Genomic DNA, 26,046 nt, shown 5'->3' with positions numbered 1-26,046 from the left:
AATAGTGGCTCACACTATTCTGGAGGTGGTTATGAAAATCGTCATTATTGGTGCCAGCGGTACAGTGGGGCGCGCAGTCACAGAAACGTTAAGCCGTAAACATGAGGTGATCCGCGTAGGTCGCACGCGGGGAGATTACCAGGTCGATATCACCTCGCAGGAGAGTGTCGGGGCATTGTTTGAAAAAGTCGGTCGGGTAGATGCGGTCGTTTCCGCCACCGGCAACCTGTTCTTTGGCCCACTGTCGACAATGACCGACGAGGACTTTAATCAGGGATTACAGGATAAGCTGTTAGGCCAGATACGTCTGGCATTAACCGGGCAACATTTCCTCAATGATGGCGGCTCGATTACGCTAATTAGCGGCATTATCGCCCATGAACCCATCGCACAAGGGGCGAATGCGGCAACGATCAATGCCGGACTGGAAGGATTTGTGCGCGCTGCTGCCTGTGAGCTAGGTCGTGGTCAGCGCATAAACCTGATAAGCCCAACCGTACTCAGTGAATCCGCCGAAGCATACGATGGTTTCTTCCCAGGCTTTGAAAGCGTCCCCGCCGCTACCGTTGCCAATGCCTATCGCCGCAGCGTGGAAGGCATCCAAACCGGGCGCATTTATAAAGTCGGTTACTGATCAAAGCATTACCTCGCCTCTTACGTCATCAGTAAGAGGCGAGGCGCTGCCTATTTTCAGGCACCCGTTTCGTTTCTTATTCGCGCATTGATATATTCCACGGCCTGGATGACATCCATAATGCCGTTAATCGCATTCGTCACACCTTGCCCGATAATAATCTCTGCCTGGCGCAGGTTGAAAGGTTCACCTTTACTTCCCTCAGACTCCCTTATTCCCGTCATACCTTTTTCATTCAATAAATTAAACCACGGGTAGAGATTGAGAACGTTTTGGTCGTGACATATTCCAGACCAGGCGCTATTCCCTCCCAGCAGAACCAGATGCCGGGCAATTTCATCGGAATAGAGCCAATGAAAGAACTGCTCAACCTGTTTTTTCTTTTTACTGTAGCGGGACATTCCGATGGAGCCGCCACCCAATTGTGGAAGTTGCCCCGGAACGGGCGCATAGCCAATTGTGGGAGCTATGGCGGTGTGCGCCACATCGTTAAACAAATTGAGATACATGATCAGCATGGCAAGATTTCCACGCTCAAACTGTTTTACCGCGTCACTCCACCACTCTCCGGGCAGGTTCACGGCGATAGAAAGTTGTTGTAGATATTGTTCGAGTGCAGCAGTGGCAAGTGAAGGCTCGAGTTGTACCGGCTCGCCTTCACGCACCAAACGCCCACCGAGCGCGTAGTAACGCAGCAGATACTCAGTAGCGATAAGCCCTGAGCTTCCTAGCGTCACCGCCGTTCCCATCGGGCGCTGTTTATTTTCTGGCTGATGTAATTGACTAAAGAAAGCCGCTATCTCATCAAATTGCGCAAAGCTCTCTGGAAGCGTTAACTCTTTTCCCGTTGCTTCATAAAACATCCGTTTAATCGTCGCATCTTCAAACAGATCTCGTCGATAAAACAGAAGCTGCATACTGGCATCAAAAGGTATTGCCCATGCCGTCCCATTTACTATGCTGAAGTGCTGTTGAATTTGCTCAGAGAAGTGTTCCAGCAGTAACGGAAGCTCAGAAGAGACGGACTCCAGCGGTAATAGTGCTTTCTCTGCAAACCAGGGAAAACACGCCATATCGATTCGCAGTAAATCGTAATAAGGATGTAGATGAAGATGGGAGAGAATTTCAAAAACTTCATCATAGGGATAAACCGCAAGATTTACCTTAATACCGGTCTGGCGATAAAAATGGGGTAATAGTTTCTTCAACGCATCAGTCGAAGGACTCGGTAAAATTAACATATTCAGCGTCGCCTCTTTCTCAGGCGGCGGCACGTACTGACCATTCCAGGAAAAACCGCAATTCGTCAGAATACGATGCTTTTCTTTACTTTTGGGCTGGCGAATACTGGAGGCAATAGTTGTCCCCAAACGACCATAATCCATCTGGTAGCTTGTGATCCCGTCGAAAGATGCAGGAAGATTATCACTCAGTTGCAATATCGGCGGGCAGGACTGGGAGCTACCAAACCAGGCTGCTTGCGTTAGTGCTCGCGTTCTCTCAGAGTCCTGGACAATAAACAGATCGGGAATTGCCCCACGAAAAAAGTCAAAAGCGACGGTGTTAGCTTCACTGGCATGTGCAGGTAAAATCGTCAGCTTTGTAAGCGGACTTAATTCCCGGCAGGTTTCCTGTATCGCTTGAGTGAAGCGCGCGCTGTGGGAAAATTCCAGACGTTCACAGAAAACGCCAATATGGCCCGGCTGCTGTGCCAGCGCCCTTCTCGCTATTTCTTCGCCTGCAGTCACATAATCAAGGCTAAAATAACAAACTGCGCCGACAGGCTGGCGATAGGCAAACAGAACATTCTCCGGAGAGAGTCTGAGCAAGTCGTAATAGGGCTGACTGTCATTCAGGCAACTGACTGAGACAATGGCCTGGTAAGACTTTGCCGCCAGCGTTTGCAGGATCTCCAGCTCAAGATTGGGCAGATCATTGGTCAGGTAAAGGTCAATCGGTTCGCTTAATGAAGGCTGCCAGACCTGATGCAATCCCCGATAGAGTTGAAAATACTGCTCGGCATTGATGTCGGGCAGAATCAATGCCACTCCCTGACTTTTGCTGGCTCTCAACGATTGCGCCTGCGCATTCAACTGATAGCCAACTTCTCGGGCTGCACGTTGAACCGCTTCAATTTTCTCGACGCTTACATTCCCTCTGCCATTGAGCACATTCGAAACAGTCCCATGCGACACACCGGCAATTCTTGCTATGTCTTTGATAGTTGGCATTTTTACATCCTTCCCCTGATGCTTTGATGCTAGCACGGCACTCATCAGGAAACTATCTCCAGCACATGAATTTGAACGTTACAAAACTAAAAAGTGCATTTTATAAGCATGTCAAAATAAAAGCCTGACGCTATTCATAGACAAAACTCATGACATTAAATTCTTAACACGATGAAATACATATATAAATTTTATAATATTTGAAGAGGATCACTTCTAAAGCAAAAGATCATTGTTCATATAAAACGCCGGAATCATAATTGACACGTTCCAATTACGTTTCATTACATTAGTGCTTAAAAAAACAACAATCACATTTGTCATTAAGAGGGAAACATGAAGATTCATTTTCTGGGAACCGCTGCATCTGAAGGGATCCCCAATCCTTTTTGCCGTTGTGAGCACTGCCAGCAAGCCCGCATTCGTAAAGGCAAAGACTTACGCACACACTCTTCAGCCATTATCGACGATGAACTGCTCATTGACGTCGCGCCTGAATTCAGCCAGCAACTGCTGCGAGATGGCCTGGATGCAACAGAGATCAGATCGCTATTGTTCACACATACTCACCCCGATCATTTCAACGTCGGCGATCTTTTTAGCCGGATGGAAGGGTACGGATTTGAGATTACTCATCCGTTGCACATTTTTGGTAATGACCGTGCAATTAACGGTGCCGCCCAAGTGTTACCGGGCTACAGCGCTGAAAGATTTGCTTTTCATTGTCTGGTTCCCTTCGTGACCGTTGAAACTCGCGGATACCGCATCACTCCACTACTGGCTAACCATGCCAAGTGGGAGCTTTGTTATACCTGGTTTATCGAAAAGGAAGGTCAGTCCATTTTCTACGGACATGATTCAGGCTGGTTTCCTGAGCTCACATGGCAGTGGTTGAAAGGGAAAAAAATCGATCTGGCTGTCCTGGAATGCACCTACGGTTTTAATGGTGATAATCGTACTAATAACCACATGAGTCTGGAAACAGTCTTCGCCGCCAGAGACAGGCTTGCGGAACTGGGTTGCCTTGAGAAAAATAGCCAACTTATCGTCTCGCATATTTCACACAGCGGAGGTCTGCTGCACGACGATCTCATTGCGGCATGCGACAAAGAAAACATTCTTGTCGCCTGGGACGGGCTTAACCTGAGCATCAATCAATAAGGATATGCAATATGGACCTTAATAAAACACCACGCCTGTTGATTATGATGTTCATACAATATTTCATGCAGGGTGCCTGGAATATGACCATGGGGCTGGTATTGAGCACCTATGGTATGGCAACAATTATTGGCTCATCCTATGCCTTGCTTGGCCTGGCGACTATTCTTTCCCCGCTATTTATTGGCATGGTCGCCGACCGCTTCTTTTCGTCACAAAAAGTCATGGCGATCCTGCATTTAATTAATGCTGGTGTACTGTTGTTTGTTCCACAATTTATTGAGGCACACAACACAGGTATGACGTTGACCATGATTTTCCTGGTTGGTCTGCTGTTTTATCCTACAACTGCGCTGGCTAACAGTATCAGTTTCAGCCACATTAACGGGGTAAAATACTTCCCATTTATTCGTGTATTCGGCACATTTGGCTTTATGGTCATCGGCTTTATCATTGGTGAAATGGGTTATTCTGGAAATACCATCACCTGGTATATTGCGTCGGCCTCAGGTGTCGTTCTCGGCCTGTACTGTTTTACGTTGCCAAACACCCCACCGAAAGCAAAAGGAAGCGTGTTTACGCTTCGCGATCTGTTATGTCTGGACGCTCTGGCGCTCTTCAAAGACCGTAGTTTCTCAGTTTTGATGCTCAGTATTTTTGTCCTGATGATCCCCAAAACGGCTTATTCCGCCTATATCCCGGTCTTTTTAAAAGCGCTTGGATTCGATAACGCCGCTTCAATGATGCAGGTTGGCATCGCCTGTGAAGTCATTTTCATGTTCCTGCTGTCATTCTTCTTACTGAAAGCTGGCTTCAAAATAACTCTAATGTTAGGCGCCGTTTGCTGGATTATCCGCACACTATTATTTGCTAATGCTTCGCTGGATGCCAACATGATGTTTGTGCTGATCGGCCTGATGTTACAAGGATTCTGCTGGGACTTTTTCTTTACCGTGGGCGACATTTATGTTGACCGTAAAGCCGCGCCAGAGATCAAAGCACAAGCCCAAAGCTTGCGATTTATCGTCTCCAACGGCGTTGGTCTGCTATTTGCTTCTACCGTATGCGGGCAAATCTTTAATAACACCGTGACGGAACAAGGTCCAGAGTCGTTACCACAATGGGAAACATTCTGGCTAGTTTCAGCAGGCGTTGCCGCAGTGGTCAGCGTATTCTTCCTGATTTTCTTCCGGGACGATATTTCCAAACGCAAAACGGACCTCACATTGAAAAAAGCAAACTCCTGATCGTTAAAGACTCTCTCATTAAGGTAATTGCATGAATAATCTGGCCGCCATCATCAATGAGCAAGGATTGTTGCCTTTAACTACGATCATCAAAATCAGCATTGCATTTATTCTGGGTGGCATTATTGGCCTGGAAAGGGAATCGAAAGGGAAACCGGTCGGCTTCAAAACCTGCGTTATTTTATCCGTAGCCAGCTGCGTGTTAACTGTCGTATCAATACAATCTGCTGAATACTATGCTGAAATTTCGATGAATATCCGTAGCGATCCTATGCGCCTGGCGGCCCAGATTATCAGCGGCGTTGGTTTTCTCGGTGCGGGAGTCATTCTGCACCGACATGACGATGCTATCTCTGGTCTTACTACTGCAGCAATTGTCTGGGCATCTGCAGGGGTGGGAATCACCTGTGGAGCCGGTTTTTATTTTCATGCTTTTTTTGCCACGGCTTTATTTTTACTCGCCATCAAACTAAGCCCATTCATTATTTTCTTACAGACCAGAAACCAGTTTCCCGGAAAAGTAAAAGTGCGGGTTATTCTTGATCAACGCGACGCTCTCGAAAATCTGATAACCCGCATTCATCAACAGAAAAACATTATTGAAAACATCACGATCAGGGATATCAAGAAGGGCAAAATTGAGGTTAATCTCAAAATCGTAATACGTAAAAAGATGACCTTGCCCGACTTATACCACGATCTGACTCATGTTGAACACGTCTGCGCCATCGCACTTGAACATTAATACACCTTATATTCTTCTTTAAAATCAGGGGGGTTCGCCCCTGAAATAGCCACTCAGTATCCATCCAGCCTCTAAATACTTACTTTTTATAATGTTAAATAATTGTTGTTTTTGATCACAAATAATAAACAAACAAGCCAATTCTGTGCGCGTTTTTCAAAAATGTAGATATTTTTAATTTATGGCTACGAAACGAGCTGCGCCATATCTCCCTGACAATCTACTGAGAGGAACGATTTGATGAACGCACTGACTGCCGTAAAACCGAACGCTGATGATCCAGCCCAGCACTACAGCGGTTTCACGTTGAAACCATCAGCCCAGTCCCCACGCCTGCTGGAGCTGACTTTTTCCGCTGAGACCACTGAGCAATTTCTGAAAGCCGTAGCGCAGTGGCCAGTGCAGGCACTGGAATATAAATCCTTCCTGCGCTTCAAAGTGGGCAAGATCCTCGACGACCTGTGCGGCAATCAGTTGCAGCCTTTGCTGCTGAAAACGTTGCTCGATCGTGCCGAAGGCGCACTGCTGATCAACGCTGTTGGCGTAGATGATGTGGCACAGGCTGAAGAGATGGTCAAGCTGGCGACGGCGGTAGCGCATCTTATCGGGCGCTCCAATTTTGATGCGATGAGCGGTCAATACTATGCCCGTTTTGTGGTGAAAAACGTTGATAACTCAGACAGCTATCTGCGCCAGCCGCACCGTGTTATGGAGCTGCATAACGACGGAACCTACCTCGAAGAAATCACCGACTATGTGCTGATGATGAAGATTGACGAGCAGAACATGACCGGCGGTAACTCGCTGCTGCTGCACCTCGACGACTGGGAACATCTGGATCAGTACTTTACCCACCCGCTGGCGCGTCGCGCCATGCGCTTTGCCGCACCGCCAAGCAAAAACGTCAGCCAGGAAGTGTTCCATCCGGTGTTTGACGTTGACCAGCAGGGCCGCCCGGTGATGCGCTACATCGACCAGTTCGTCCAGCCTAAAGATTATGAAGAAGGCGTCTGGCTGAGCGATTTGTCCGATGCGTTGGAAACCAGCAAGGCCATTATTTCCGTTCCGGTTTCAGTCGGTAAATTCCTGCTAATCAACAACCTGTTCTGGTTGCACGGTCGCGATCGCTTCACCTCGCATCCTGACCTGCGCCGCGAACTGATGCGCCAGCGTGGTTATTTCGCTTATGCGACAAACCACTACCAGACCCATCAGTAAGCGCGAAGGAATAAAGCGGATGTATGATTTTGTGATTATTGGCGGCGGCATTATCGGCATGTCGACCGCCATGCAGCTGATTGATGTCTATCCGGACGCCAGAATCGCGCTGCTGGAAAAAGAGTCCGGCCCGGCCTGTCACCAGACGGGCCACAACAGCGGCGTAATTCATGCCGGGGTCTATTACACCCCCGGCAGCCTGAAGGCGCAGTTTTGCCTGGCCGGAAATCGCGCCACAAAAGCCTTTTGCGACCAAAACGGCATCCGCTACGACGTCTGCGGAAAAATGCTGGTTGCCACCTCCGATCTGGAAATGGAGCGCATGCGCGCGCTGTGGGATCGCACCGCCGCTAACGGCCTTGAGCGCGAATGGCTGAATGCGCAGGAGCTTCGCGAGCGTGAACCCAACATCACCGGGCTGGGCGGTATTTTTGTTCCGTCGAGCGGGATCGTCAGCTACCGCGAAGTCACCGCCGCGATGGCGAAGATATTTCAGGCCAAAGGCGGTGAGATTATCTACAACGCTGAGGTCAGCGCGCTAAAAGAGCACGCTGCGGGCGTTGTCGTACATACCCGTCAGGGTCAGGAATTTGAGGGAGCGACGCTGATTAGCTGCTCTGGCCTGATGGCGGACCGACTAGTGAAAATGCTCGGCGTTGAACCCGGCTTTATCATCTGTCCGTTCCGTGGCGAATATTTCCGTCTGGCGTCAGAACATAACCAGATAGTCAACCATCTGATCTACCCCATCCCCGACCCGGCGATGCCGTTTCTCGGCGTTCATCTGACCCGGATGATTGACGGCAGCGTCACCGTGGGCCCCAACGCGGTACTGGCATTTAAACGTGAAGGCTACCGTAAACGCGACTTCTCGCTCAGCGATACGCTGGAGATCCTCAGCTCTTCCGGCATTCGTCGCGTGCTGCAAAACAACCTGCGCTCAGGACTTGGCGAAATGAAGAATTCGCTGTGCAAAAGCGGTTATCTGCGGCTGGTACAAAAGTACTGCCCGAGTCTGACGCTCAAGGATCTGCAGCCCTGGCCTGCAGGCGTGCGGGCACAGGCTGTATCACCGGACGGCAAGCTAATCGACGATTTCCTGTTTGTCACCACGCCACGCTCAATTCACACCTGTAACGCGCCTTCTCCGGCAGCAACGTCGGCGATCCCTATCGGCGCGCATATTGTCAGCAAAGTTCATGCGCTGCTGGAGAACCAGAGTAATCCCGGACGCACGCTGTGTGCGGCACGTAGCGTGGAAACATTACACGCCGCATTCACCCGTTAAAACGATTTAGACAGGACGCAATTATGCAACTTAACGATCCAACCTTATTTCGCCAGCAGGCACTGATCGACGGCAACTGGCGTGACGCCAACAGCGGCGAGACCATCGCGGTGACCAACCCCGCCAACGGTCAGCAATTAGGTAGCGTACCGAAAATGGGGGCGGATGAAACCCGCGAAGCGATTAACGCCGCTAACCGCGCTCTGCCCGCCTGGCGTGCGCTGACCGCCAAAGAGCGGGCCAACATCCTGCGCCGCTGGTTCAACCTGATGATTGAGCATCAGGACGATCTCGCCCGTCTGATGACCCTGGAACAGGGTAAACCGCTGGCAGAAGCCAAAGGTGAAATCACCTATGCCGCTTCCTTTATTGAGTGGTTTGCCGAAGAGGGCAAACGTATCTATGGCGATACAATCCCCGGCCACCAGGCCGACAAACGCCTAATCGTCATCAAACAGCCGATCGGCGTTACCGCCGCGATTACGCCGTGGAACTTCCCCGCGGCGATGATTACCCGCAAAGCCGGTCCGGCGCTGGCGGCTGGTTGCACAATGGTGCTTAAACCGGCCAGCCAGACCCCCTACTCCGCACTGGCGCTGGCAGAGCTTGCCAATCGCGCCGGGATCCCGGCAGGCGTTTTCAGTGTGGTGACCGGTTCAGCGAGCGCGGTCGGCAACGAGCTGACTGGCAACCCGCTGGTACGCAAGCTGTCATTTACCGGCTCAACCGAAATTGGCCGTCAGTTAATGCAGCAGTGCGCCAAAGACATCAAAAAAGTGTCGCTGGAGCTGGGCGGCAATGCGCCGTTTATCGTCTTTGACGATGCCGATCTTGATAAAGCCGTGGAAGGCGCACTGGCATCAAAGTTCCGTAACGCTGGCCAAACCTGTGTCTGCGCCAACCGCCTGTACGTGCAGGACGGCGTGTATGAGCGTTTTGCCGAAAAACTCCAGCAGGCAGTGAGCAAACTGCACCTCGGTGATGGTCTGCAGCCTGACGTCACCACCGGGCCGCTGATCGACGAGAAAGCGGTAGCCAAAGTGCAGGAACACATCGCCGATGCTCTGGATAAAGGCGCGCGCATTATCGCGGGTGGCAAACCTCACGCACTCGGCGGCAACTTCTTCCAGCCCACCATTTTGGTGGATGTGCCTGACAACGCGAAGGTCGCCAAAGAAGAGACGTTCGGCCCGCTGGCTCCGCTGTTCCGGTTTAAGGACGAGGCTGACGTCATCGCTCAGGCTAATGACACTGAGTTTGGTCTGGCCGCCTATTTCTACGCCCGTGATTTGAGCCGCGTCTTTCGCGTTGGCGAAGCGCTGGAATACGGCATTGTCGGGATTAACACCGGCATTATCTCCAACGAAGTCGCCCCGTTTGGGGGAATCAAAGCCTCCGGTCTTGGCCGTGAAGGATCGAAATACGGCATCGAAGACTACTTAGAAATCAAATATATGTGCATCGGCCTTTAATAAAATAAATACTGGAGAACACCTGATGAGCACCAACAAAGAACTTATGCAACGTCGCAGCAACGCCGTTCCCCGTGGCGTAGGACAAATCCACCCTATTTTTGCCGAGCGTGCAGAAAACTGTCGAGTCTGGGACGTTGAAGGCCGTGAATTCCTCGATTTTGCTGGCGGTATTGCGGTGCTGAACACCGGCCACCTGCACCCGCAGATCGTCTCTGCGGTAGAAGCACAGTTGAAAAAGCTGTCCCATACCTGTTTCCAGGTGCTGGCCTATGAGCCGTACCTGGAGCTGTGCGAAATCATGAATAAGAAAGTGCCGGGCGATTTCGCCAAAAAAACCCTGCTGGTGACAACCGGCTCGGAAGCGGTGGAAAACGCGGTGAAAATCGCCCGCGCTGCCACCAAACGAACCGGCACTATCGCCTTCAGCGGTGCTTACCACGGTCGAACCCACTACACCCTGTCGCTGACCGGGAAAGTAAACCCGTACTCTGCAGGAATGGGGTTGATGCCGGGCCACGTGTACCGTGCGCTTTATCCTTGCCCGCTGCACGGCATCAGTGAAGACGATGCTATCGCCAGCATTCACCGTATCTTCAAAAATGATGCCGCTCCGGAAGACGTTGCCGCCATCGTGATTGAGCCCGTCCAGGGCGAAGGTGGTTTTTACGCCGCCTCTCCTGCTTTTATGCAACGTCTGCGCGCCATTTGTGACGAGCACGGCATCATGCTGATTGCCGATGAAGTACAGAGCGGCGCAGGCCGTACCGGTACGCTGTTCGCTATGGAGCAGATGGGCGTTGCGCCCGATCTCACCACCTTTGCCAAATCTATTGCTGGTGGCTTCCCGCTGGCGGGAGTGACCGGGCGCGCCGAAGTCATGGACGCTATCCCACCGGGCGGTCTGGGCGGTACCTATGCCGGTAACCCGATTGCCTGTGCCGCCGCCCTGGCGGTACTGAATATTTTCGAACAGGAAAATCTGCTGCAAAAAGCCAACGACCTGGGGCAAACCCTGCGCGAAGGCCTGCTGGCTATCGCGGAAACCCACCGCGAGATTGGCGATGTACGCGGGCTGGGAGCGATGATCGCAATCGAACTATTTGAAGACGGCGATCACATGAAACCAGACGCCAAACTGACCGCGGAAATCGTCGCGCGTGCGCGCGATAAAGGGCTGATCCTGCTCTCCTGCGGACCTTACTACAACGTACTGCGCATTCTTGTCCCACTGACCATTGAAGATGCCCAAATCCGCCAGGGGCTGGACATTATCGCTCAGTGTTTTGCCGAAGCGAAGCAGGGTTAACACCGCATTCGACCAATAAAAAACGCAATCCTCAGGCCGGATAAGGCGGAGCCGCCATCCGGCTGACAGGGTCAATAACAATAAATACGCGTGCCCCGGCGCGGGAATGCCGGGGTGCTCTCCCAAGTGAAATACTTTCGAGAGGTTTAACAGATGGGGCAAGTGTCACAATCACATGATTTAGGGGGCGGGCTGAAATCACGCCACGTCACCATGCTGTCTATTGCCGGGGTTATCGGCGCAAGTTTGTTTGTGGGTTCAAGCGTGGCGATTGCAGAAGCCGGTCCCGCAGTATTACTGGCCTATCTGTTCGCCGGATTGCTGGTGGTGATGATTATGCGCATGCTGGCCGAAATGGCCGTTGCCACCCCGGATACCGGTTCCTTTTCCACCTACGCCGATAAGGCCATTGGCCCGTGGGCGGGTTATACCATCGGCTGGCTGTACTGGTGGTTCTGGGTGTTGGTTATCCCGCTGGAAGCGAATATTGCCGCCATCATTCTGCACTCCTGGGTTCCAGGCATTCCTATCTGGCTGTTTTCTCTGGTTATCACGTTGGCATTAACCGGCAGTAATTTGCTGAGCGTCAAAAATTACGGTGAGTTCGAGTTCTGGCTGGCGCTGTGCAAAGTGATTGCCATTCTGGCGTTTATCACTCTCGGCGCGGTGGCGATTAGCGGTTTCTACCCCTATGCCGAGGTCAGCGGAGTTTCGCGCCTGTGGGATCAGGGCGGCTTCATGCCCAATGGCTTTGGCGCGGTGATCAGCGCGATGCTAATCACCATGTTCTCCTTTATGGGCGCAGAGATTGTTACCATCGCCGCCGCCGAGTCCGATACCCCGGATAAGCACATCGTCCGCGCCACCAACTCGGTTATCTGGCGTATCTCCATCTTCTATCTGTGCTCTATTTTCGTGGTCGTCGCGCTGATTCCGTGGAACATGCCGGGACTGAAAGAGGTGGGCTCTTATCGCTCGGTGCTGGAGTTACTGCATATCCCACACGCGAAGCTGATCATGGACTGTGTCATATTGCTGTCGGTAACCAGTTGTCTGAACTCCGCGCTGTATACGTCCTCGCGTATGCTTTACTCCCTGAGCCGTCGTGGCGATGCTCCCGCCTTTATGGGTAAAACGAACCGGAGTAAAACGCCTTATGTGGCGGTGTTGCTGTCTACGGGTGCCGCGTTCCTCACCGTGGTGGTCAACTATTACGCCCCGGCCAAGGTGTTCAAATTCCTGATCGACAGCTCCGGCGCCATCGCCCTGCTGGTTTATCTGGTGATTGCAATTTCCCAACTGCGGATGCGCAAAATCCTGCTGGCGCGAGGCGGTGAAATTAAACTGAAAATGTGGCTCTATCCGTGGCTTACCTGGCTGGTAATCGCCTTTATTATCTTTGTGCTGGTGGTGATGCTCTTTCGCCCGGCTCAACAACTGGAAGTTATCTCTACCGGGTTGTTAGCCATAGGAATTATTTGCACCGTGCCTATTATGTCACGCTGGAAAAAACTGCTATCGTGGCAAAAAGCACCGTTGCAAAATACGCATTAAACCTTTTCCCGGCGCAGGCCGGGAAAACCGTTCAGGAGTAAGACCATGACCGCCATTCCCCAACCGACGGCCATTGATGGATACCGCTGGCTGAAAAACGACATCATCCGCGGTGTGTATCAGCCTGATGAAAAACTGCGTATGAGCCTGCTGACCTCACGCTATGAGCTTGGCGTGGGACCGTTACGCGAAGCGCTTTCGCAGTTGGTTGCCGAGCGGCTGGTCACGGTGGTCAATCAGAAAGGGTATCGTGTCGCCCCAATGTCCGAACAGGAGTTGCTCGATATTTTCGATGCCCGCGCAAATATGGAAGCCATGCTGGTCGCGCTGGCCATTGAACGCGGCGGCGACGCCTGGGAAGCTGAAATCCTGGCGCGGGCGCATATGCTCGGCAAGCTTGAAGCCGTTGACGCCAGTGAACAGATGCTCGACGAGTGGGATCAGCGCCATCAGGCTTTTCACTCGGCAATTGTCGCTGGCTGCGGTTCACAGTATCTGCTGCAAATGCGCGAACGGCTATTCGATTTGGCGGCGCGCTACCGGTTTATCTGGCTGCGAAAGACGGTGCTGTCGGTGGAGATGTTGGAAGATAAACACGATCAGCACCAAACGCTGACCGAAGCAATTCTGGCACGCGATGCTGCACGTGCCAGCGAATTAATGCGCCAGCACCTGCTGACGCCCATTCCGATTATTCAACAAGCGATGTCCGGCAAATTGCTGGCGCAATAAGCCTGAACTTTCTTATTGTTCTGGAATACGCAAAACCTGCCCTGGATAAATTTTATCCGGGCTTTTCAGCATCGGTTTATTCGCTTCAAATATCTGGTTATACAGGTTGGCGTTACCGTATACCTGTTTGGCAATAGCGCTCAGGGTATCTCCTGATTTTACGGTATAAAACTGGCTTTCACTCGCCGGCGCAGAAGTTTTTACCTGATCGTCGACGCTGGCAATACCAGAGATATTACCAATCGCAATCAAGATTTTTTCTTTCGCTTCCTGACTTAATCCATCGCCAGAAACGGTGGCTTTACCTTCGTTAATTTGGACGTTCACTTTATCCGCATCCGGGATGCCCGTTTTGTTCAGGTGTTCCTGTACCTTTTTTGCCAGATCGGCAGTGTCATGGTTGCCAGTAACCGCATCCCACAGTTTTTCACCCGCATCTTTTACAAAATTAAAGAGTCCCATATCCACCTCGGTAGTTAACAATCAACACCAGGAAGTGTAGCAGAGGAGAAAGGAGCGCAAAGAAAACGGCGCCAGAGCGCCGTAGTAGAAAAGTAATTAGTTACGCGTTTGTATCCAGAAGGCGTGGATCAGACCCGGGATGTAGCCCAGCAGCGTCAGAACAATATTGAGGATAAATGCCCAGCCGAACCCCTTCCCCAGCAGCACGCCAAGCGGGGGCAGAATAATAGTAAAAACGATTCTCCAGAAACCCATACACACTCCATACAAGCAAAAAGTTACTCATTGTTTAAAAAGAGATTTTATCTCTAAGCATAGTCAGTGTACCTAACTCTGCCAGCCTTCCCCTGCTGTTTTACCCTCCTTTACGCTCTTTACGCTGGCGTACGTTGACCGTTTATTTTAGAATAAGCTTAATTTAGAATATACTTAAATACATATGACTGAACTTGAACAACTCCAGGCCAGCGCTGAGCAGGCTGCCGCCCTGCTAAAAGCGATGAGTAACCCGAAAAGGTTGCTGATTTTGTGCATGCTCTGCGGCTCACCCGGTACCAGCGCGGGCGAATTAGCCCGTGTTACCGGCCTGAGTCCTTCCGCCACTTCGCAGCATCTGGCGCGTATGCGTGAAGAGGGCCTGATAGACAGCCAACGCGATGCCCAGCGCATCCTGTACTCCATCAAAAATGCGGCCGTGAATTCACTGATCGCCACATTAAAAACACTGTATTGCCCATAAGGAGCCATCATGACCATTGGGACGATTTCCCCGCGCGAGGCGCAGACGCTGGTCGCACAAGGCGCAAAACTGATTGATATCCGCGATGCTGACGAGTATCTGTACGAGCATATTCCGGAGGCGCATCTGGTACCATTATCTACGCTAGAGCAGGGATCGCTGCCTGCGAATTTACGCGCCGGGCAGGTGATTTTTCACTGCCAGTCAGGCAAACGTACACAAAACGCGGCGACAAAACTGAACGCTATTGCCGCGCCTGCGCAGGTCTGGTTGTTGGAAGGTGGCATTGACGGCTGGAAAGCCGCAGGTTTTCCGGTGGCAAAAGATCGTTCACAACCGTTACCACTGATGCGCCAGGTGCAGATAGCCGCCGGCAGCCTTGCCTTACTCGGCGTCATTCTGGGCTACACCGTTAGCAGCGCCTTCTTCCTGCTGAGCGGTTTTGTGGGCGCCGGGCTAATACTCGCTGGCGTGACCGGCTTTTGCGGCATGGCGCGATTGCTGGATATCATGCCCTGGAACCGACGTACTCATTAAGCGGTAATCATTGAAACTGCACTGTACCCGCTGATTGACGTGATCTATGGTGAGTTCTGCGATAAATAAAGGAGAGCAATATGTTTAAACCTGGCGATCTGGTTCAACCACGCATGGGTGGACCTAAACTGAAAGTTGTCGAAGTCAATGGCGATCACATTGTGGCGGTACACGCCAGTAATGAAAGCGGCGAAAAATTCACGCTGAAAGCAGCTGACGTGACGCGATATACCGAAGAGGGTGATTTTGGCGTTTGCTGAAAATAAGCGGTGAGGTCGCCCTCACCGCATTAATAATCAGATCAAAAAGTCATCAAGAGATTTACCGGCAGCCAGTGCCTGGGCAATTGGCTTCGGTGTGCGACCTTGTCCGGTCCATGTTTTTGTTTCACCATTGAGATCGGTAAAACGATATTTCGCCGGGCGCGGCTGACGTTTTTTAACTGAACCTGCCGTCGCAGGCGTCATGCTCAGTAGCTCTTCCGGATTGATCCCGTCTGCCTGCATCAGCGCCAGCAAAGTATTAATTTTTTCCTGCTGTTCTGCACGTTGGCGCTGTAGTTGTTCTTCTTCATCGCGGCGTTCTTTGGTCACTACCCTGAATTTTTCAAGCATATCTTCCAGCACATCAACGGAAAATTCACGAGCCATTGCACGCAGCGAGCGGATATTATTTAAGTTTTTTAACATTGAACTCATATTAACAAAACCTCTTTAACGTAAAACATAAAAACGGTATTACCCTAAATATTGTATGCAACTGCTTATTATATTTCCAGTCTAATTTATTCGCATATTACTAATCAAAAAAGCTAATTCGTGTATTTATTGCATCCATTTTGATATCGCCTATGCGATATATTCTATTCCTCTGCTAGTCGCTATAAATATACCTGCAAGGAGTCTCAGGGTATCAGTCGAGAAACAGGCCACAACATCGCGCGGAGCCGGTGCGTATACATATTGCACATTAGTCAACATTGAGAAAAGGAGCGCAAAAAATTCAGAAAAACAAGTTTCCATAACCCATTGATCTAAAATGCCTTTAATTAAATCAGCAACGAAAATACCAAAACGAACAAAAAACAAACCATTGCAGAGCATTTTATCGACAAAAAGGTAATAAATAAAAATTTTAAGCTAGTTGCTAGTTATTATCCAGGCAGATATCCTATTCAAACGCGAAAGCAGCAAGACAAATCACTAGCAAGAAGGTATTCAAAACCTTTTTTTCCCTTTTTACAAGGAGCATTAACATGTTCTCTCCGCAGTCACGCTTGCGTCATGCAGTAGCAGACACGTTCGCGATGGTTGTTTATTGTTCTGTCGTGAACATGTTGATCGAAATATTCCTTTCAGGAATGAGCTTCGAACAGTCTCTGTACTCCAGACTGGTGGCTATCCCCGTCAACATCCTGATCGCGTGGCCATACGGCATGTATCGCGATTTGTTTATGCGCGCGGCGCGTAAAGCCACGCAGGCAGGATGGGGGAAAAATCTGGCGGACGTGCTGGCTTATGTCACCTTCCAGTCACCAGTGTATATGATTATTCTTTTGACGGTTGGCGCCGACTGGCACCAGATTACGGCTGCAGTAAGTTCGAACATCGTTGTATCAATGCTGATGGGCGCGGTCTATGGCTACTTTCTTGATTATTGCCGCCGCCTGTTTAAGGTCAGCAGCTATCACCAGGCTAAAGCCTGACAGATCTCTTCGCGACTGGCCCTGCCAGTCGCATTATTAGTTTGAACTAACGTCGCCAAACAACCCACTCAGATAACGCTCAAGCGCAATTCGCGAACTGAAGCCGTGCGGAATACCATAATGTTCGTGAGTCTCTCCGGCTAAATATAGCGGGAATTGCTGGTAGTGATCGCAGGTTTTAATATCCGTCGCAGGTTCCGCCAGCGAAGAGCTGCGCTCTTTTAGCGTGGGATGGATAACTAATGCGGTACGTCCCATACGTGCTTCACGGTTAACGTACACATAATTTTCGCCACGACGATAGCCGTACGTTTTTTGCGTCACTACATCGACGGTAAAGCCCACTTTTTCAAGTACGCGCGCCACCTCATCAGGTCGTAAATACATATATTTTTCCTCGTTATCTTTTTTACTGCGGGCTTACCTTACCTGATTCAGCATTAGCAACGCTTTCAGAAAAGTCCATAAACGAGTGGCGATGGTGGGACGAATATCTTAAGAACCGCGCAGAATTATGTCAGCGACATCCGCAGTTGATACGCCGCCTGCTGCGCCATTTCCACCGAGCTGATGTTGGTAAACGACAACAATATTCCCCCCTTTCCTGCTGAAGTTATTCGCCAGCGGCTTAACGCCTGAACCGCCAGCCCGGCCTGATTCGCTTTGCGCACTAGCGCAACATCATCTCCGTCGACAGTTATCACCAGCTGAATCCCTCCTTCCTGAGGAATGACGTTAAATCCTTGTTCGCTCAGCGCGTTTTCCATCCATTGACGTCGCAGGGCATAATTCTGGCGCATACGTTTTAAGTGCCGCCAGAAGTGGCCATCTTGCATAAAATCCGCCAGCGTTTGCTGCCATAAAACCGGAACGCTACAGGCCGTTAGCGCCGCCTGCTGACGAAAATGTTCGACCTGAGTCAGGGGTACCACCAGCCATGCCGTGCGCAAAGCCGGAAACATCGATTTGCTGAACGTTCCGGCATAAATCACCCGCTGGGGCGCATCCAGACTTTTTAGCGGCGGCAACGGTTTACCGTGGTAGCGAAATTCACTGTCGTAATCATCTTCAATGATCCACGCCTGCGCCCGAGTCGCCCATTCAAGCAGTTGGTGGCGACGGTCTAATGACAGGGCGACGCCCAGCGGACTTTGGTGTGCGGGTGTGAGCAGCACAAAACGCGCCTGCGGGTAGTCACGGATCCCAGCACAGACATCCAGACCATCGGCATCAACCGACACCGGCATCAGCTCAATGCGCTCCTGAGCCACCACGGGGTGAATCAACGGAAAGCCAGGATCTTCGACCCACATCCCCTCACCGGGTTGAGACAGAGCGCGCAGGATTAACGTCATTGATGCCGCGTAACCTGAAGTAATAAAAATCTGCTCCGGCTGGCACTCAATACTGCGTGAGACGCGCAGGTAATCGACAATCGCCTGACGTAAAACCCGTTCGCCGCAAACATCGCCCACGGCCAGGTCAAAACGCGTTTGGGTGCGTAAACGCCGCCCCATCACCCGCGCCCAGACGTCCCGCGGGAAGAGATCGAGTGCGGGTAATCCCATCTGAAAAGGCTGCGGCCTGGGATTTTCTCCGGCGAAGATAGCGGGAGACACAGGTGCGTTTTCCGGTCGCAGTTGCTCACTGACAAATGTTCCTGCCTGCCCGCGTCGCGCGAGCCAGCCCTGCGCCACCAGATCTGCATAGGCATTTTCCACCGTCGAACGTGATACCCCCAGCTCCTGGGCCCAGGTCCGACTGGAGGGCAATCTTGTGCCTGGTTTTAGTTCACCTTTCTCAATGGCGTTTTTTAACTGACGGGCGATTTGCTGATAGCGTGGCATTTATGGTCTGCTTTTTTGGCAACAATATGGCTCTCTGTAGCAGTCCATTATAGTGCTACATTGCGGGTCATCCAAACGAGGAGAAATACCATGACAATGTTACGCCAGCCCTATTATGAACTCAGTCCTGAAATCTATAACGCTTTGGTTCAGGCCAGCAAAGCGCTGGAAAACTGCGCGCTGGAACCTACGCTGACGGAACTGATTTACCTGCGAGTCTCGCAAATCAACGGCTGCGCCTTTTGCCTGGAAATGCACAGTAAGGCGCTGCGCAAATCCGGTGTTGCGCAGGCCAAACTGGACGCGCTGGCAGGCTGGCGGGTGAGTCATCACTTCAGCGAGCAGGAGCGTGCAGCGCTGGCGTGGGCCGAATCCGTCACCCATATAGCCAGCACCCATGCCGAAGATGACGTTTATCTGCCGCTGCTCGACCATTTTAGCGCGAAAGAGATTAGCGATCTGACGTTTGCTATTAGCCTGATGAACTGCTTTAACCGTCTGGCGGTAGGGATGCGCATGTGATTCTGCGCTGCCGGATGGCGACATAAACGCCATCCGGCAACCTGCCATAGTTTCTATCACTTCCTCCGTCACGCTCATCACCCAGGCCATCATCAATCTAAAATTACCATATCTTGTATGGTTGAATCTTTTTAAAACTACATCTAGTATCTCCTCTATCAAGACACACACAACCTGACGCCCTCTATCGCGTCATTCTTTTACTTTTAGATGGAAATACAAATCATGCGCATTGTTATTTACACTCGTAACAACTGTGTTCAGTGCCACGCCACTAAGCGGGCGATGGAAAGCCGCGGGTTTGACTTTGAGATGGTAAACGTCGATTTACACCCCGATATGGCGGATCGCCTGCGCGATCAAGGCTTTCGTCAGTTACCGGTCGTGGTCGCAGGGGAAACCAGTTGGTCAGGATTTCGCCCGGACATGATCAACCGTCTGCGCCCGGCTCCTCAAGTGGCCAGCGCATGAGTCAGCTCGTCTACTTTTCCAGCAGTTCCGAAAATACGCACCGCTTCATGCAGCGTCTGGGGCTGCCTGCCATCCGCATTCCGCTTAACGAACGCGAGCGGATCCGGGTAGACGAACCTTACATTTTAATCGTGCCCTCCTACGGTGGCGGCGGTACAGCTGGCGCGGTCCCGAGACAGGTGATCCGCTTTTTAAACGATACGCACAACCGGGCGTTAATCCGTGGAGTGATCGCCTCCGGCAATCGCAATTTCGGGGACGCCTACGGTCGCGCGGGTGATGTCATCTCACAAAAATGCGGCGTGCCGTGGCTCTATCGCTTTGAGCTGATGGGCACCCAAAGCGATATCGACAACGTGCAAAAAGGAGTGAGCGAATTTTGGCAACGACAACCGCAGAACGTGTAATACAGCAGACGCTGGATTATCACGCCCTGAACGCCATGCTGAATCTGTACGATAAGGCCGGGCGCATTCAGTTCGACAAAGACCATCAGGCGGTGGAGGCATTCTTTACCGCCCACGTCCGCCCCAACTCGGTGGCGTTTGCCAGCCAGCAGGCGCGTCTGGACACGTTGGTGGATGAAGGCTATTACGATGCCAGCGTGTTAGCCCGCTACGATCGCGCGTTTGTGCTGAAGCTATTCGCCCACGCCCACGCCAGCGGATTCCGTTTCCAGACGTTCCTCGGCGCATGGAAGTTCTACACCAGCTATACGCTGAAAACGTTCGACGGGAAGCGCTATCTCGAAGACTTTGAGGATCGCGTAACGATGGTGGCGCTCACGCTGGCGCAGGGCGATGAAGCGCTCGCTCTGCAACTGACCGATGAAATGCTCTCCGGGCGTTTTCAACCCGCCACGCCAACCTTTTTAAACTGCGGTAAACAGCAACGCGGCGAGCTGGTTTCCTGCTTCCTGTTACGCATTGAAGACAACATGGAGTCAATTGGACGGGCGGTCAACTCGGCGCTGCAACTCTCCAAACGCGGCGGCGGTGTGGCATTTTTGCTCTCTAACCTGCGTGAGGCGGGTGCGCCCATTAAGCGCATTGAGAACCAGTCCTCAGGGGTGATCCCGGTAATGAAAATGCTGGAGGATGCGTTTTCTTATGCGAATCAATTAGGGGCGCGTCAGGGTGCAGGCGCGGTGTATCTGCACGCGCATCATCCGGATATTTTGCGTTTTCTCGATACCAAACGTGAAAACGCCGACGAGAAAATCCGTATCAAAACGCTCTCGCTTGGTGTGGTGATCCCGGATGTCACCTTCCAGTTAGCCAAAGAAAATGCCCAAATGGCGCTGTTTTCACCGTATGACGTGGAACGAATTTACGGCAAACCATTCGGTGATATCGCCGTAACTGAACGGTATGACGAACTGGTTGCCGACAAACGAGTGCGCAAAAAATACATTAACGCCCGCGATTTCTTCCAGCGGCTGGCCGAGATCCAGTTCGAGTCCGGCTACCCTTACATCATGTTTGAAGACACGGTGAATCGCGCCAATCCGATTGCCGGTCGTATCAATATGAGCAACCTGTGCTCGGAGATTTTGCAGGTTAACAGCGCTTCCACCTACGATGAAAACCTCAATTACGCACAAACAGGGCACGATATCTCCTGCAACCTCGGCTCGTTGAATATCGCTCATACCATGGATTCGCCAGACTTTGGGCGCACTGTGGAAACGGCGGTTCGCGGTTTAACGGCCGTTTCGGACATGAGCCATATCCGCAGCGTACCCTCAATTGAGGCCGGGAACAGCGCATCGCACGCTATCGGTCTTGGGCAGATGAACCTGCACGGGTATCTGGCACGGGAAGGTATCGCCTACGGCTCACCTGAAGGGCTGGATTTCACCAATCTCTATTTCTACACCATCACCTGGCATGCGCTGAATACGTCGATGAAGCTCGCCCGGGAACGCGGCAAAACCTTTGCCGGATTCAGGCAGTCCCGCTACGCCAGCGGTGAGTATTTTAACCAGTATCTGCAGGGCGACTGGCAGCCAAAAACCGCCAAGGTTCGCACACTGTTTGCCACCAGCGGCATTACGCTGCCAACGCGCGAAATGTGGTCGCAGCTGCGTGAAGATGTCATGCGCTACGGCATTTATAACCAGAATTTACAAGCGGTTCCGCCAACGGGTTCTATCTCCTACATCAACCATGCGACATCAAGCATTCACCCGATCGTGTCAAAAGTGGAGATTCGCAAAGAGGGCAAAACCGGGCGCGTTTACTACCCTGCCCCGTTTATGACCAATGAGAATCTGGCCTTGTATCAGGATGCCTACGAGATTGGTCCACAAAAAATCATTGATACCTACGCTGAAGCAACGCGGCATGTCGATCAGGGGCTTTCACTGACGCTCTTTTTCCCCGATACCGCCACTACTCGCGATATCAACAAAGCGCAGATTTACGCCTGGCGTAAGGGCATCAAATCGCTGTACTACATCCGACTACGCCAGTTGGCGCTGGAAGGAACCGAAATCGAAGGTTGCGTGTCATGCGCGCTGTAAGGAGGACAACATGACATTATCGCGCGTAAGTGCCATCAACTGGAACAAGATTGAGGATGATAAAGATCTCGAGGTTTGGAATCGCCTGACCAGTAACTTCTGGCTACCGGAAAAGGTCCCGCTCTCCAACGATATCCCGGCCTGGCAAACGTTGAACGCCGCCGAACAGCAGCTAACTATCCGCGTTTTTACCGGGCTGACGCTGCTCGACACTATTCAGAACATAGCCGGTGCGCCAGCATTGATGGCCGATTCGTTAACGCCGCATGAAGAGGCGGTGCTATCGAATATCAGCTTTATGGAAGCGGTGCACGCCCGTTCGTACAGCTCAATTTTCTCCACTCTTTGCCAGACCAAAGACGTGGATGCGGCTTACGCGTGGAGTGAAGAAAATACCCCACTCCAGCGCAAGGCACAGATCATTTTGACACATTACGCCAGCGACGAACCGTTGAAGAAAAAAATTGCCAGCGTGTTTCTGGAATCCTTCCTGTTCTATTCCGGCTTCTGGTTGCCAATGTATTTCTCCAGCCGCGGAAAACTGACCAATACCGCCGATCTCATTCGTCTGATCATTCGTGATGAAGCCGTTCACGGGTATTACATTGGTTATAAATATCAAAAAGGTCTGGAGCACATTTCTGAATCCGCACGCGAGGAGTTAAAGAATTTTGCCCTCGACCTGCTGATGGAATTGTATGATAACGAAGCGCGTTATACGGAAGAATTGTATGCAGAAACCGGCTGGGTGGATGACGTCAAAGCCTTCCTTTGCTACAACGCCAATAAGGCATTAATGAATTTGGGGTATGAGGCATTATTCCCGCCAGAAATGGCGGAGGTTAACCCGGCAATCCTTGCTGCGCTGTCGCCCAACGCTGACGAAAACCACGATTTCTTCTCAGGTTCCGGCTCATCATACGTGATGGGAAAAGCTGTCGAAACCGAAGACGACGACTGGAATTTCTAGCACTCATTTCCGCGGGAAATACCGTACATTTTTCGCGGAAATATTTTAACAGGATCACACTTTTGTCGTGCAAATATAATTGTGTGATCTACACTCAATATCAGCCGCATTATTCGCCTGCATTTCAGCAATTCAGGCGACTTTTCATTGCCATTTACAAAAAATATTACCCCATTCACATTCGCGCTCAGCCCTTATATCACGGGAAGTCCCGCCACATGGCCTTCAGCAATATTCGTGCCACAAACAAATTCAGGGTTGTCTCAGATTCTCAGTATGTTAGGGTAGAAAAAGGTCACTATTTCCATCAGGTAATATATCGATATAAACAAATAACAGGAATCATTCTATTGCATGGCAATTAAATTAGAAGTTAAAAATCTCTATAAGATATTTGGAGAGCATCCGCAGAGAGCCTTCAAATATATTGAAAAAGGACTTTCAAAAGAGCAGATTCTGGATAAAACAGGGCTATCGCTTGGCGTTAAGAACGCCAGTCTGGCCATTGAAGAAGGCGAGATATTTGTCATCATGGGATTATCCGGTTCGGGTAAATCCACAATGGTACGCCTTCTCAATCGCCTGATTGAACCCACCCGCGGGCAAGTATTGATTGACGGCGTAGACATCGCCCGGATATCCGATGCAGAGCTTCGCGAGGTGCGCAGAAAAAAGATTGCGATGGTTTTCCAGTCCTTTGCCCTGATGCCGCACATGACGGTCCTGGACAATACGGCATTCGGCATGGAATTAGCCGGTGTTGGCGCGGATGAACGTCGTGAAAAAGCGTTAGATGCGCTGCGTCAGGTTGGTCTGGAGAATTATGCTCACGGATACCCGGATGAACTTTCCGGAGGGATGCGCCAGCGTGTGGGCCTCGCCCGTGCATTAGCCATAAACCCTGACATCTTATTAATGGATGAGGCCTTTTCTGCCCTCGATCCGTTAATTCGTACCGAGATGCAGGATGAACTGGTAAAACTACAGGCGAAACATCAACGTACCGTGGTCTTTATTTCCCACGATCTCGACGAAGCTATGCGTATTGGCGACAGAATTGCCATTATGCAAAACGGTGAAGTGGTCCAGGTCGGCACGCCAGATGAAATCCTGAATAATCCGGCCAATGATTATGTACGCACCTTCTTCCGCGGCGTTGACATTAGCCAGGTCTTTAGTGCCAAGGATATTTCACGTCGTAGCCCTGAAGGTTTAATTCGTAAAACGCCCGGGGTCGGTCCACGTTCAGCGCTGCAATTATTGCAGGACAAAGATCGCGAATATGGTTACGTGATCGAGCGCGGCAATAAATTCGTCGGCGTTGTCTCTATCGACTCTTTAAAAACAGCATTAAGTCAGGCGCAAGGTATTGAAGCGGCATTGATCGATGAGCCGCTAGCCGTGGATGCACAAACTCCTCTCAGCGAGTTGCTTTCTCATGTCGGCCAGGCCCCGTGCGCGGTGCCGGTTGTTGATGAGGAACAACAGTATGTGGGCATCATTTCAAAACGCATGCTGTTACAGGCTTTAGATCGTGAGGGGGCAAACAATGGCTGATCAAACCAATCCGTGGGATACCACACCAGCGGCCGACAGTGCCGCACAAACCGCCGATGCCTGGAGTACGCCATCAGGCGCGCCAGCTGACGGCGGTGGCGCAGACTGGCTGACCAGCGCACCCGCGCCGGCGCCAGAGCATTTCAATATTATGGATCCGTTCCATAAAACGCTGATCCCGCTGGATAGCTGGGTCACAGAAGGGATCGACTGGGTCGTTACCCATTTCCGTCCGGTCTTCCAGGGCATTCGAGTCCCGGTGGATTATATTCTCAACGGCTTCCAGCAGCTTCTGTTGGGTATGCCAGCCCCGGTGGCGATTATCCTGTTCGCTCTGATTGCCTGGCAGATTTCCGGCGTTGGAATGGGCGTTGCTACGCTGATTTCATTGATTGCAATCGGGGCCATCGGCGCGTGGTCGCAGGCCATGATCACCCTGGCGCTGGTACTAACCGCGCTGCTGTTCTGCGTGGTGATCGGTCTACCGATGGGGATCTGGTTGGCGCGCAGTCCACGGGCGGCAAAAATTGTTCGTCCGCTGCTGGACGCCATGCAAACCACACCGGCGTTCGTCTATCTGGTGCCGATCGTCATGCTGTTTGGTATTGGTAACGTCCCGGGCGTGGTGGTGACGATTATCTTCGCCCTGCCGCCAATCGTGCGTCTGACCATTCTGGGGATTAACCAGGTGCCAGCCGACTTGATTGAAGCCTCGCGCTCATTTGGCGCCAGCCCGCGTCAGATGCTGTTTAAAGTCCAGCTCCCGCTGGCGATGCCTACCATTATGGCCGGGGTCAACCAGACGCTGATGCTGGCGCTCTCAATGGTCGTCATCGCGTCGATGATCGCCGTCGGCGGACTGGGTCAGATGGTTCTGCGCGGAATCGGTCGTCTGGATATGGGGCTTGCCACCGTCGGCGGAGTTGGGATCGTGATCCTCGCCATCATTCTCGACCGCCTGACGCAGGCTGTCGGTCGCGACGCCCGTAGCCGTGGCAACCGTCGCTGGTACACCACCGGTCCCGTTGGGCTTATCACTCGCCCATTCACGAAGTAATTCACCCGTTGCCCGGTGGCGTATTGCTTACCGGGCCTATACGTCCCTCCAATAATTAAGGAAC

Annotated in this window: 27 protein-coding genes; 21 read left to right on the top strand and 6 right to left on the bottom strand. The window is 51.6% G+C overall.

What is annotated here, in order from left to right; all coding sequences use genetic code 11:
* The first annotated feature begins 31 nt into the window (after positions 1-31).
* A complete protein-coding gene (locus tag OGV38_RS17020; RefSeq protein ID WP_269517879.1) occupies positions 32-634 on the top strand; it encodes a short chain dehydrogenase in 603 nt (200 codons plus the stop codon).
* A 56-nt stretch (positions 635-690) separates the two neighbouring features.
* Here OGV38_RS17020 and OGV38_RS17015 read toward each other — a convergent pair whose 3' ends face one another.
* The gene (locus OGV38_RS17015) at positions 691-2,865 is read right to left on the bottom strand and encodes an extracellular solute-binding protein (RefSeq protein ID WP_016157285.1); all 2,175 of its coding nucleotides are present in this window, start codon (positions 2,863-2,865) and stop codon (positions 691-693) included.
* A gap of 336 nt (positions 2,866-3,201) precedes the next feature.
* Between OGV38_RS17015 and OGV38_RS17010 the strand changes: the two genes are divergently transcribed.
* The 9 genes from OGV38_RS17010 (at position 3,202) to csiR (ending at position 13,591) form a co-directional block, all read left to right on the top strand.
* Entirely contained in the window at positions 3,202-4,026 is an 825-nt protein-coding gene (locus OGV38_RS17010) for an MBL fold metallo-hydrolase (RefSeq protein WP_016157286.1), read from the top strand.
* Between the two features lie 11 nt (positions 4,027-4,037).
* The gene (locus OGV38_RS17005; RefSeq protein ID WP_016157287.1) at positions 4,038-5,273 is read left to right on the top strand and encodes an MFS transporter; all 1,236 of its coding nucleotides are present in this window, start codon (positions 4,038-4,040) and stop codon (positions 5,271-5,273) included.
* A gap of 31 nt (positions 5,274-5,304) precedes the next feature.
* The gene (locus OGV38_RS17000) at positions 5,305-6,018 is read left to right on the top strand and encodes an MgtC/SapB family protein (RefSeq protein WP_016157288.1); all 714 of its coding nucleotides are present in this window, start codon (positions 5,305-5,307) and stop codon (positions 6,016-6,018) included.
* A 240-nt stretch (positions 6,019-6,258) separates the two neighbouring features.
* Positions 6,259-7,236 (top strand): glutarate dioxygenase GlaH, encoded by a 978-nt coding sequence (glaH, locus tag OGV38_RS16995; RefSeq protein ID WP_016154132.1) that lies wholly within the window; start codon positions 6,259-6,261, stop codon positions 7,234-7,236.
* A 19-nt stretch (positions 7,237-7,255) separates the two neighbouring features.
* The gene (gene lhgD, locus OGV38_RS16990) at positions 7,256-8,524 is read left to right on the top strand and encodes an L-2-hydroxyglutarate dehydrogenase (protein ID WP_286474119.1); all 1,269 of its coding nucleotides are present in this window, start codon (positions 7,256-7,258) and stop codon (positions 8,522-8,524) included.
* Between the two features lie 23 nt (positions 8,525-8,547).
* A complete protein-coding gene (gene gabD, locus OGV38_RS16985; RefSeq protein WP_016157290.1) occupies positions 8,548-9,996 on the top strand; it encodes an NADP-dependent succinate-semialdehyde dehydrogenase in 1,449 nt (482 codons plus the stop codon).
* A 25-nt stretch (positions 9,997-10,021) separates the two neighbouring features.
* Positions 10,022-11,305 carry a 4-aminobutyrate--2-oxoglutarate transaminase gene (gene gabT, locus OGV38_RS16980; RefSeq protein WP_269517887.1) on the top strand — a complete coding sequence of 428 codons (1,284 nt, stop codon included), beginning with the start codon at positions 10,022-10,024 and terminating at the stop codon, positions 11,303-11,305.
* A gap of 153 nt (positions 11,306-11,458) precedes the next feature.
* A complete protein-coding gene (gabP, locus tag OGV38_RS16975; RefSeq protein ID WP_016154136.1) occupies positions 11,459-12,859 on the top strand; it encodes a GABA permease in 1,401 nt (466 codons plus the stop codon).
* Positions 12,860-12,904: 45 nt separating this feature from the next.
* Positions 12,905-13,591 carry a DNA-binding transcriptional regulator CsiR gene (gene csiR, locus OGV38_RS16970; protein ID WP_016157292.1) on the top strand — a complete coding sequence of 229 codons (687 nt, stop codon included), beginning with the start codon at positions 12,905-12,907 and terminating at the stop codon, positions 13,589-13,591.
* Between the two features lie 12 nt (positions 13,592-13,603).
* Here the strand turns inward: csiR and lysM are convergent, their stop codons facing one another.
* Together lysM and OGV38_RS16960 are read right to left on the bottom strand one after the other, a co-directional pair.
* Complete coding sequence (gene lysM, locus OGV38_RS16965; RefSeq protein WP_016154138.1) at positions 13,604-14,053, bottom strand: peptidoglycan-binding protein LysM; 450 nt, start codon at positions 14,051-14,053, stop codon at positions 13,604-13,606.
* 96 nt (positions 14,054-14,149) lie between these two features.
* Complete coding sequence (locus OGV38_RS16960; RefSeq protein ID WP_003037242.1) at positions 14,150-14,308, bottom strand: YqaE/Pmp3 family membrane protein; 159 nt, start codon at positions 14,306-14,308, stop codon at positions 14,150-14,152.
* Between the two features lie 184 nt (positions 14,309-14,492).
* Between OGV38_RS16960 and OGV38_RS16955 the strand changes: the two genes are divergently transcribed.
* The 3 genes from OGV38_RS16955 (at position 14,493) to OGV38_RS16945 (ending at position 15,589) form a co-directional block, all read left to right on the top strand.
* Positions 14,493-14,792 (top strand): ArsR/SmtB family transcription factor, encoded by a 300-nt coding sequence (locus OGV38_RS16955; RefSeq protein WP_016154139.1) that lies wholly within the window; start codon positions 14,493-14,495, stop codon positions 14,790-14,792.
* A gap of 9 nt (positions 14,793-14,801) precedes the next feature.
* Positions 14,802-15,329 carry a rhodanese family protein gene (locus OGV38_RS16950; protein WP_016157293.1) on the top strand — a complete coding sequence of 176 codons (528 nt, stop codon included), beginning with the start codon at positions 14,802-14,804 and terminating at the stop codon, positions 15,327-15,329.
* An 80-nt stretch (positions 15,330-15,409) separates the two neighbouring features.
* Positions 15,410-15,589 (top strand): GDFGVC terminal motif YodC-like protein, encoded by a 180-nt coding sequence (locus OGV38_RS16945; RefSeq protein ID WP_016154141.1) that lies wholly within the window; start codon positions 15,410-15,412, stop codon positions 15,587-15,589.
* Between the two features lie 36 nt (positions 15,590-15,625).
* Here OGV38_RS16945 and stpA read toward each other — a convergent pair whose 3' ends face one another.
* Complete coding sequence (gene stpA / locus OGV38_RS16940; RefSeq protein WP_016154142.1) at positions 15,626-16,027, bottom strand: DNA-binding protein StpA; 402 nt, start codon at positions 16,025-16,027, stop codon at positions 15,626-15,628.
* Positions 16,028-16,584: 557 nt separating this feature from the next.
* On the opposite strand from stpA, the gene alaE reads away from it, so the two are divergent.
* Complete coding sequence (alaE, locus tag OGV38_RS16935; protein WP_016157294.1) at positions 16,585-17,034, top strand: L-alanine exporter AlaE; 450 nt, start codon at positions 16,585-16,587, stop codon at positions 17,032-17,034.
* Positions 17,035-17,070: 36 nt separating this feature from the next.
* On the opposite strand, the gene OGV38_RS16930 is transcribed toward alaE, so the two are convergent.
* Both OGV38_RS16930 and pdxR read right to left on the bottom strand, forming a co-directional pair.
* A complete protein-coding gene (locus OGV38_RS16930; RefSeq protein ID WP_016154145.1) occupies positions 17,071-17,421 on the bottom strand; it encodes a DUF2002 family protein in 351 nt (116 codons plus the stop codon).
* A 125-nt stretch (positions 17,422-17,546) separates the two neighbouring features.
* Positions 17,547-18,881, bottom strand: a complete 1,335-nt coding sequence (gene pdxR, locus OGV38_RS16925; RefSeq protein WP_019077524.1) for a MocR-like pyridoxine biosynthesis transcription factor PdxR — start codon at positions 18,879-18,881, stop codon at positions 17,547-17,549.
* 90 nt (positions 18,882-18,971) lie between these two features.
* Here pdxR and OGV38_RS16920 point away from each other — a divergent pair, with 90 nt between their 5' ends.
* From OGV38_RS16920 to proW, 7 genes are all read left to right on the top strand, one after another.
* A complete protein-coding gene (locus OGV38_RS16920) occupies positions 18,972-19,403 on the top strand; it encodes a carboxymuconolactone decarboxylase family protein (protein ID WP_016154147.1) in 432 nt (143 codons plus the stop codon).
* 225 nt (positions 19,404-19,628) lie between these two features.
* Positions 19,629-19,874: a glutaredoxin-like protein NrdH gene (gene nrdH / locus OGV38_RS16915; RefSeq protein ID WP_016157297.1), complete on the top strand. Its 246-nt coding sequence runs from the start codon at positions 19,629-19,631 to the stop codon at positions 19,872-19,874.
* Positions 19,871-20,281, top strand: coding sequence for a class Ib ribonucleoside-diphosphate reductase assembly flavoprotein NrdI (gene nrdI / locus OGV38_RS16910; RefSeq protein ID WP_016157298.1), 411 nt, complete (start codon positions 19,871-19,873; stop codon positions 20,279-20,281). The genes nrdH and nrdI overlap by 4 nt, the downstream gene beginning before the upstream one ends.
* Positions 20,254-22,398 (top strand): class 1b ribonucleoside-diphosphate reductase subunit alpha, encoded by a 2,145-nt coding sequence (gene nrdE, locus OGV38_RS16905; RefSeq protein ID WP_213239256.1) that lies wholly within the window; start codon positions 20,254-20,256, stop codon positions 22,396-22,398. Before nrdI ends, nrdE begins: the two co-directional genes overlap by 28 nt.
* A 10-nt stretch (positions 22,399-22,408) precedes the next feature.
* Entirely contained in the window at positions 22,409-23,368 is a 960-nt protein-coding gene (gene nrdF / locus OGV38_RS16900; RefSeq protein WP_016157300.1) for a class 1b ribonucleoside-diphosphate reductase subunit beta, read from the top strand.
* Between the two features lie 354 nt (positions 23,369-23,722).
* Positions 23,723-24,925, top strand: coding sequence for a glycine betaine/L-proline ABC transporter ATP-binding protein ProV (proV, locus tag OGV38_RS16895; RefSeq protein ID WP_016157301.1), 1,203 nt, complete (start codon positions 23,723-23,725; stop codon positions 24,923-24,925).
* The gene (proW, locus tag OGV38_RS16890) at positions 24,918-25,982 is read left to right on the top strand and encodes a glycine betaine/L-proline ABC transporter permease ProW (RefSeq protein ID WP_016157302.1); all 1,065 of its coding nucleotides are present in this window, start codon (positions 24,918-24,920) and stop codon (positions 25,980-25,982) included. Before proV ends, proW begins: the two co-directional genes overlap by 8 nt.
* The last annotated feature ends 64 nt before the right edge of the window (positions 25,983-26,046 follow it).

This window comes from Citrobacter sp. Cb080 (assembly GCF_030334745.1).
Lineage (GTDB): Bacteria > Pseudomonadota > Gammaproteobacteria > Enterobacterales > Enterobacteriaceae > Citrobacter > Citrobacter braakii.
This window is presented reverse-complemented; position numbering and strand designations above follow the sequence as displayed.

Excerpts from the sequence above, each read along its gene's own strand:
- nrdH (WP_016157297.1), top strand. The coding sequence starts at position 19,629 with ATGCGCATTGTTATTTACACTCGTAACAACTGTGTTCAGTGCCACGCC.
- gabT (WP_269517887.1), top strand. The coding sequence starts at position 10,022 with ATGAGCACCAACAAAGAACTTATGCAACGTCGCAGCAACGCCGTTCCC.
- lysM (WP_016154138.1), bottom strand. The coding sequence starts at position 14,053 with ATGGGACTCTTTAATTTTGTAAAAGATGCGGGTGAAAAACTGTGGGAT.
- stpA (WP_016154142.1), bottom strand. The coding sequence starts at position 16,027 with ATGAGTTCAATGTTAAAAAACTTAAATAATATCCGCTCGCTGCGTGCA.
- gabP (WP_016154136.1), top strand. The coding sequence starts at position 11,459 with ATGGGGCAAGTGTCACAATCACATGATTTAGGGGGCGGGCTGAAATCA.
- nrdI (WP_016157298.1), top strand. The coding sequence starts at position 19,871 with ATGAGTCAGCTCGTCTACTTTTCCAGCAGTTCCGAAAATACGCACCGC.
- OGV38_RS17000 (WP_016157288.1), top strand. The coding sequence starts at position 5,305 with ATGAATAATCTGGCCGCCATCATCAATGAGCAAGGATTGTTGCCTTTA.
- OGV38_RS17020 (WP_269517879.1), top strand. The coding sequence starts at position 32 with ATGAAAATCGTCATTATTGGTGCCAGCGGTACAGTGGGGCGCGCAGTC.
- csiR (WP_016157292.1), top strand. The coding sequence starts at position 12,905 with ATGACCGCCATTCCCCAACCGACGGCCATTGATGGATACCGCTGGCTG.
- proW (WP_016157302.1), top strand. The coding sequence starts at position 24,918 with ATGGCTGATCAAACCAATCCGTGGGATACCACACCAGCGGCCGACAGT.
- nrdF (WP_016157300.1), top strand. The coding sequence starts at position 22,409 with ATGACATTATCGCGCGTAAGTGCCATCAACTGGAACAAGATTGAGGAT.
- OGV38_RS17005 (WP_016157287.1), top strand. The coding sequence starts at position 4,038 with ATGGACCTTAATAAAACACCACGCCTGTTGATTATGATGTTCATACAA.
- OGV38_RS16950 (WP_016157293.1), top strand. The coding sequence starts at position 14,802 with ATGACCATTGGGACGATTTCCCCGCGCGAGGCGCAGACGCTGGTCGCA.
- proV (WP_016157301.1), top strand. The coding sequence starts at position 23,723 with ATGGCAATTAAATTAGAAGTTAAAAATCTCTATAAGATATTTGGAGAG.
- OGV38_RS16920 (WP_016154147.1), top strand. The coding sequence starts at position 18,972 with ATGACAATGTTACGCCAGCCCTATTATGAACTCAGTCCTGAAATCTAT.
- OGV38_RS16960 (WP_003037242.1), bottom strand. The coding sequence starts at position 14,308 with ATGGGTTTCTGGAGAATCGTTTTTACTATTATTCTGCCCCCGCTTGGC.
- glaH (WP_016154132.1), top strand. The coding sequence starts at position 6,259 with ATGAACGCACTGACTGCCGTAAAACCGAACGCTGATGATCCAGCCCAG.
- alaE (WP_016157294.1), top strand. The coding sequence starts at position 16,585 with ATGTTCTCTCCGCAGTCACGCTTGCGTCATGCAGTAGCAGACACGTTC.
- OGV38_RS16930 (WP_016154145.1), bottom strand. The coding sequence starts at position 17,421 with ATGTATTTACGACCTGATGAGGTGGCGCGCGTACTTGAAAAAGTGGGC.
- lhgD (WP_286474119.1), top strand. The coding sequence starts at position 7,256 with ATGTATGATTTTGTGATTATTGGCGGCGGCATTATCGGCATGTCGACC.
- OGV38_RS16945 (WP_016154141.1), top strand. The coding sequence starts at position 15,410 with ATGTTTAAACCTGGCGATCTGGTTCAACCACGCATGGGTGGACCTAAA.
- OGV38_RS16955 (WP_016154139.1), top strand. The coding sequence starts at position 14,493 with ATGACTGAACTTGAACAACTCCAGGCCAGCGCTGAGCAGGCTGCCGCC.
- pdxR (WP_019077524.1), bottom strand. The coding sequence starts at position 18,881 with ATGCCACGCTATCAGCAAATCGCCCGTCAGTTAAAAAACGCCATTGAG.
- gabD (WP_016157290.1), top strand. The coding sequence starts at position 8,548 with ATGCAACTTAACGATCCAACCTTATTTCGCCAGCAGGCACTGATCGAC.
- OGV38_RS17010 (WP_016157286.1), top strand. The coding sequence starts at position 3,202 with ATGAAGATTCATTTTCTGGGAACCGCTGCATCTGAAGGGATCCCCAAT.
- OGV38_RS17015 (WP_016157285.1), bottom strand. The coding sequence starts at position 2,865 with ATGCCAACTATCAAAGACATAGCAAGAATTGCCGGTGTGTCGCATGGG.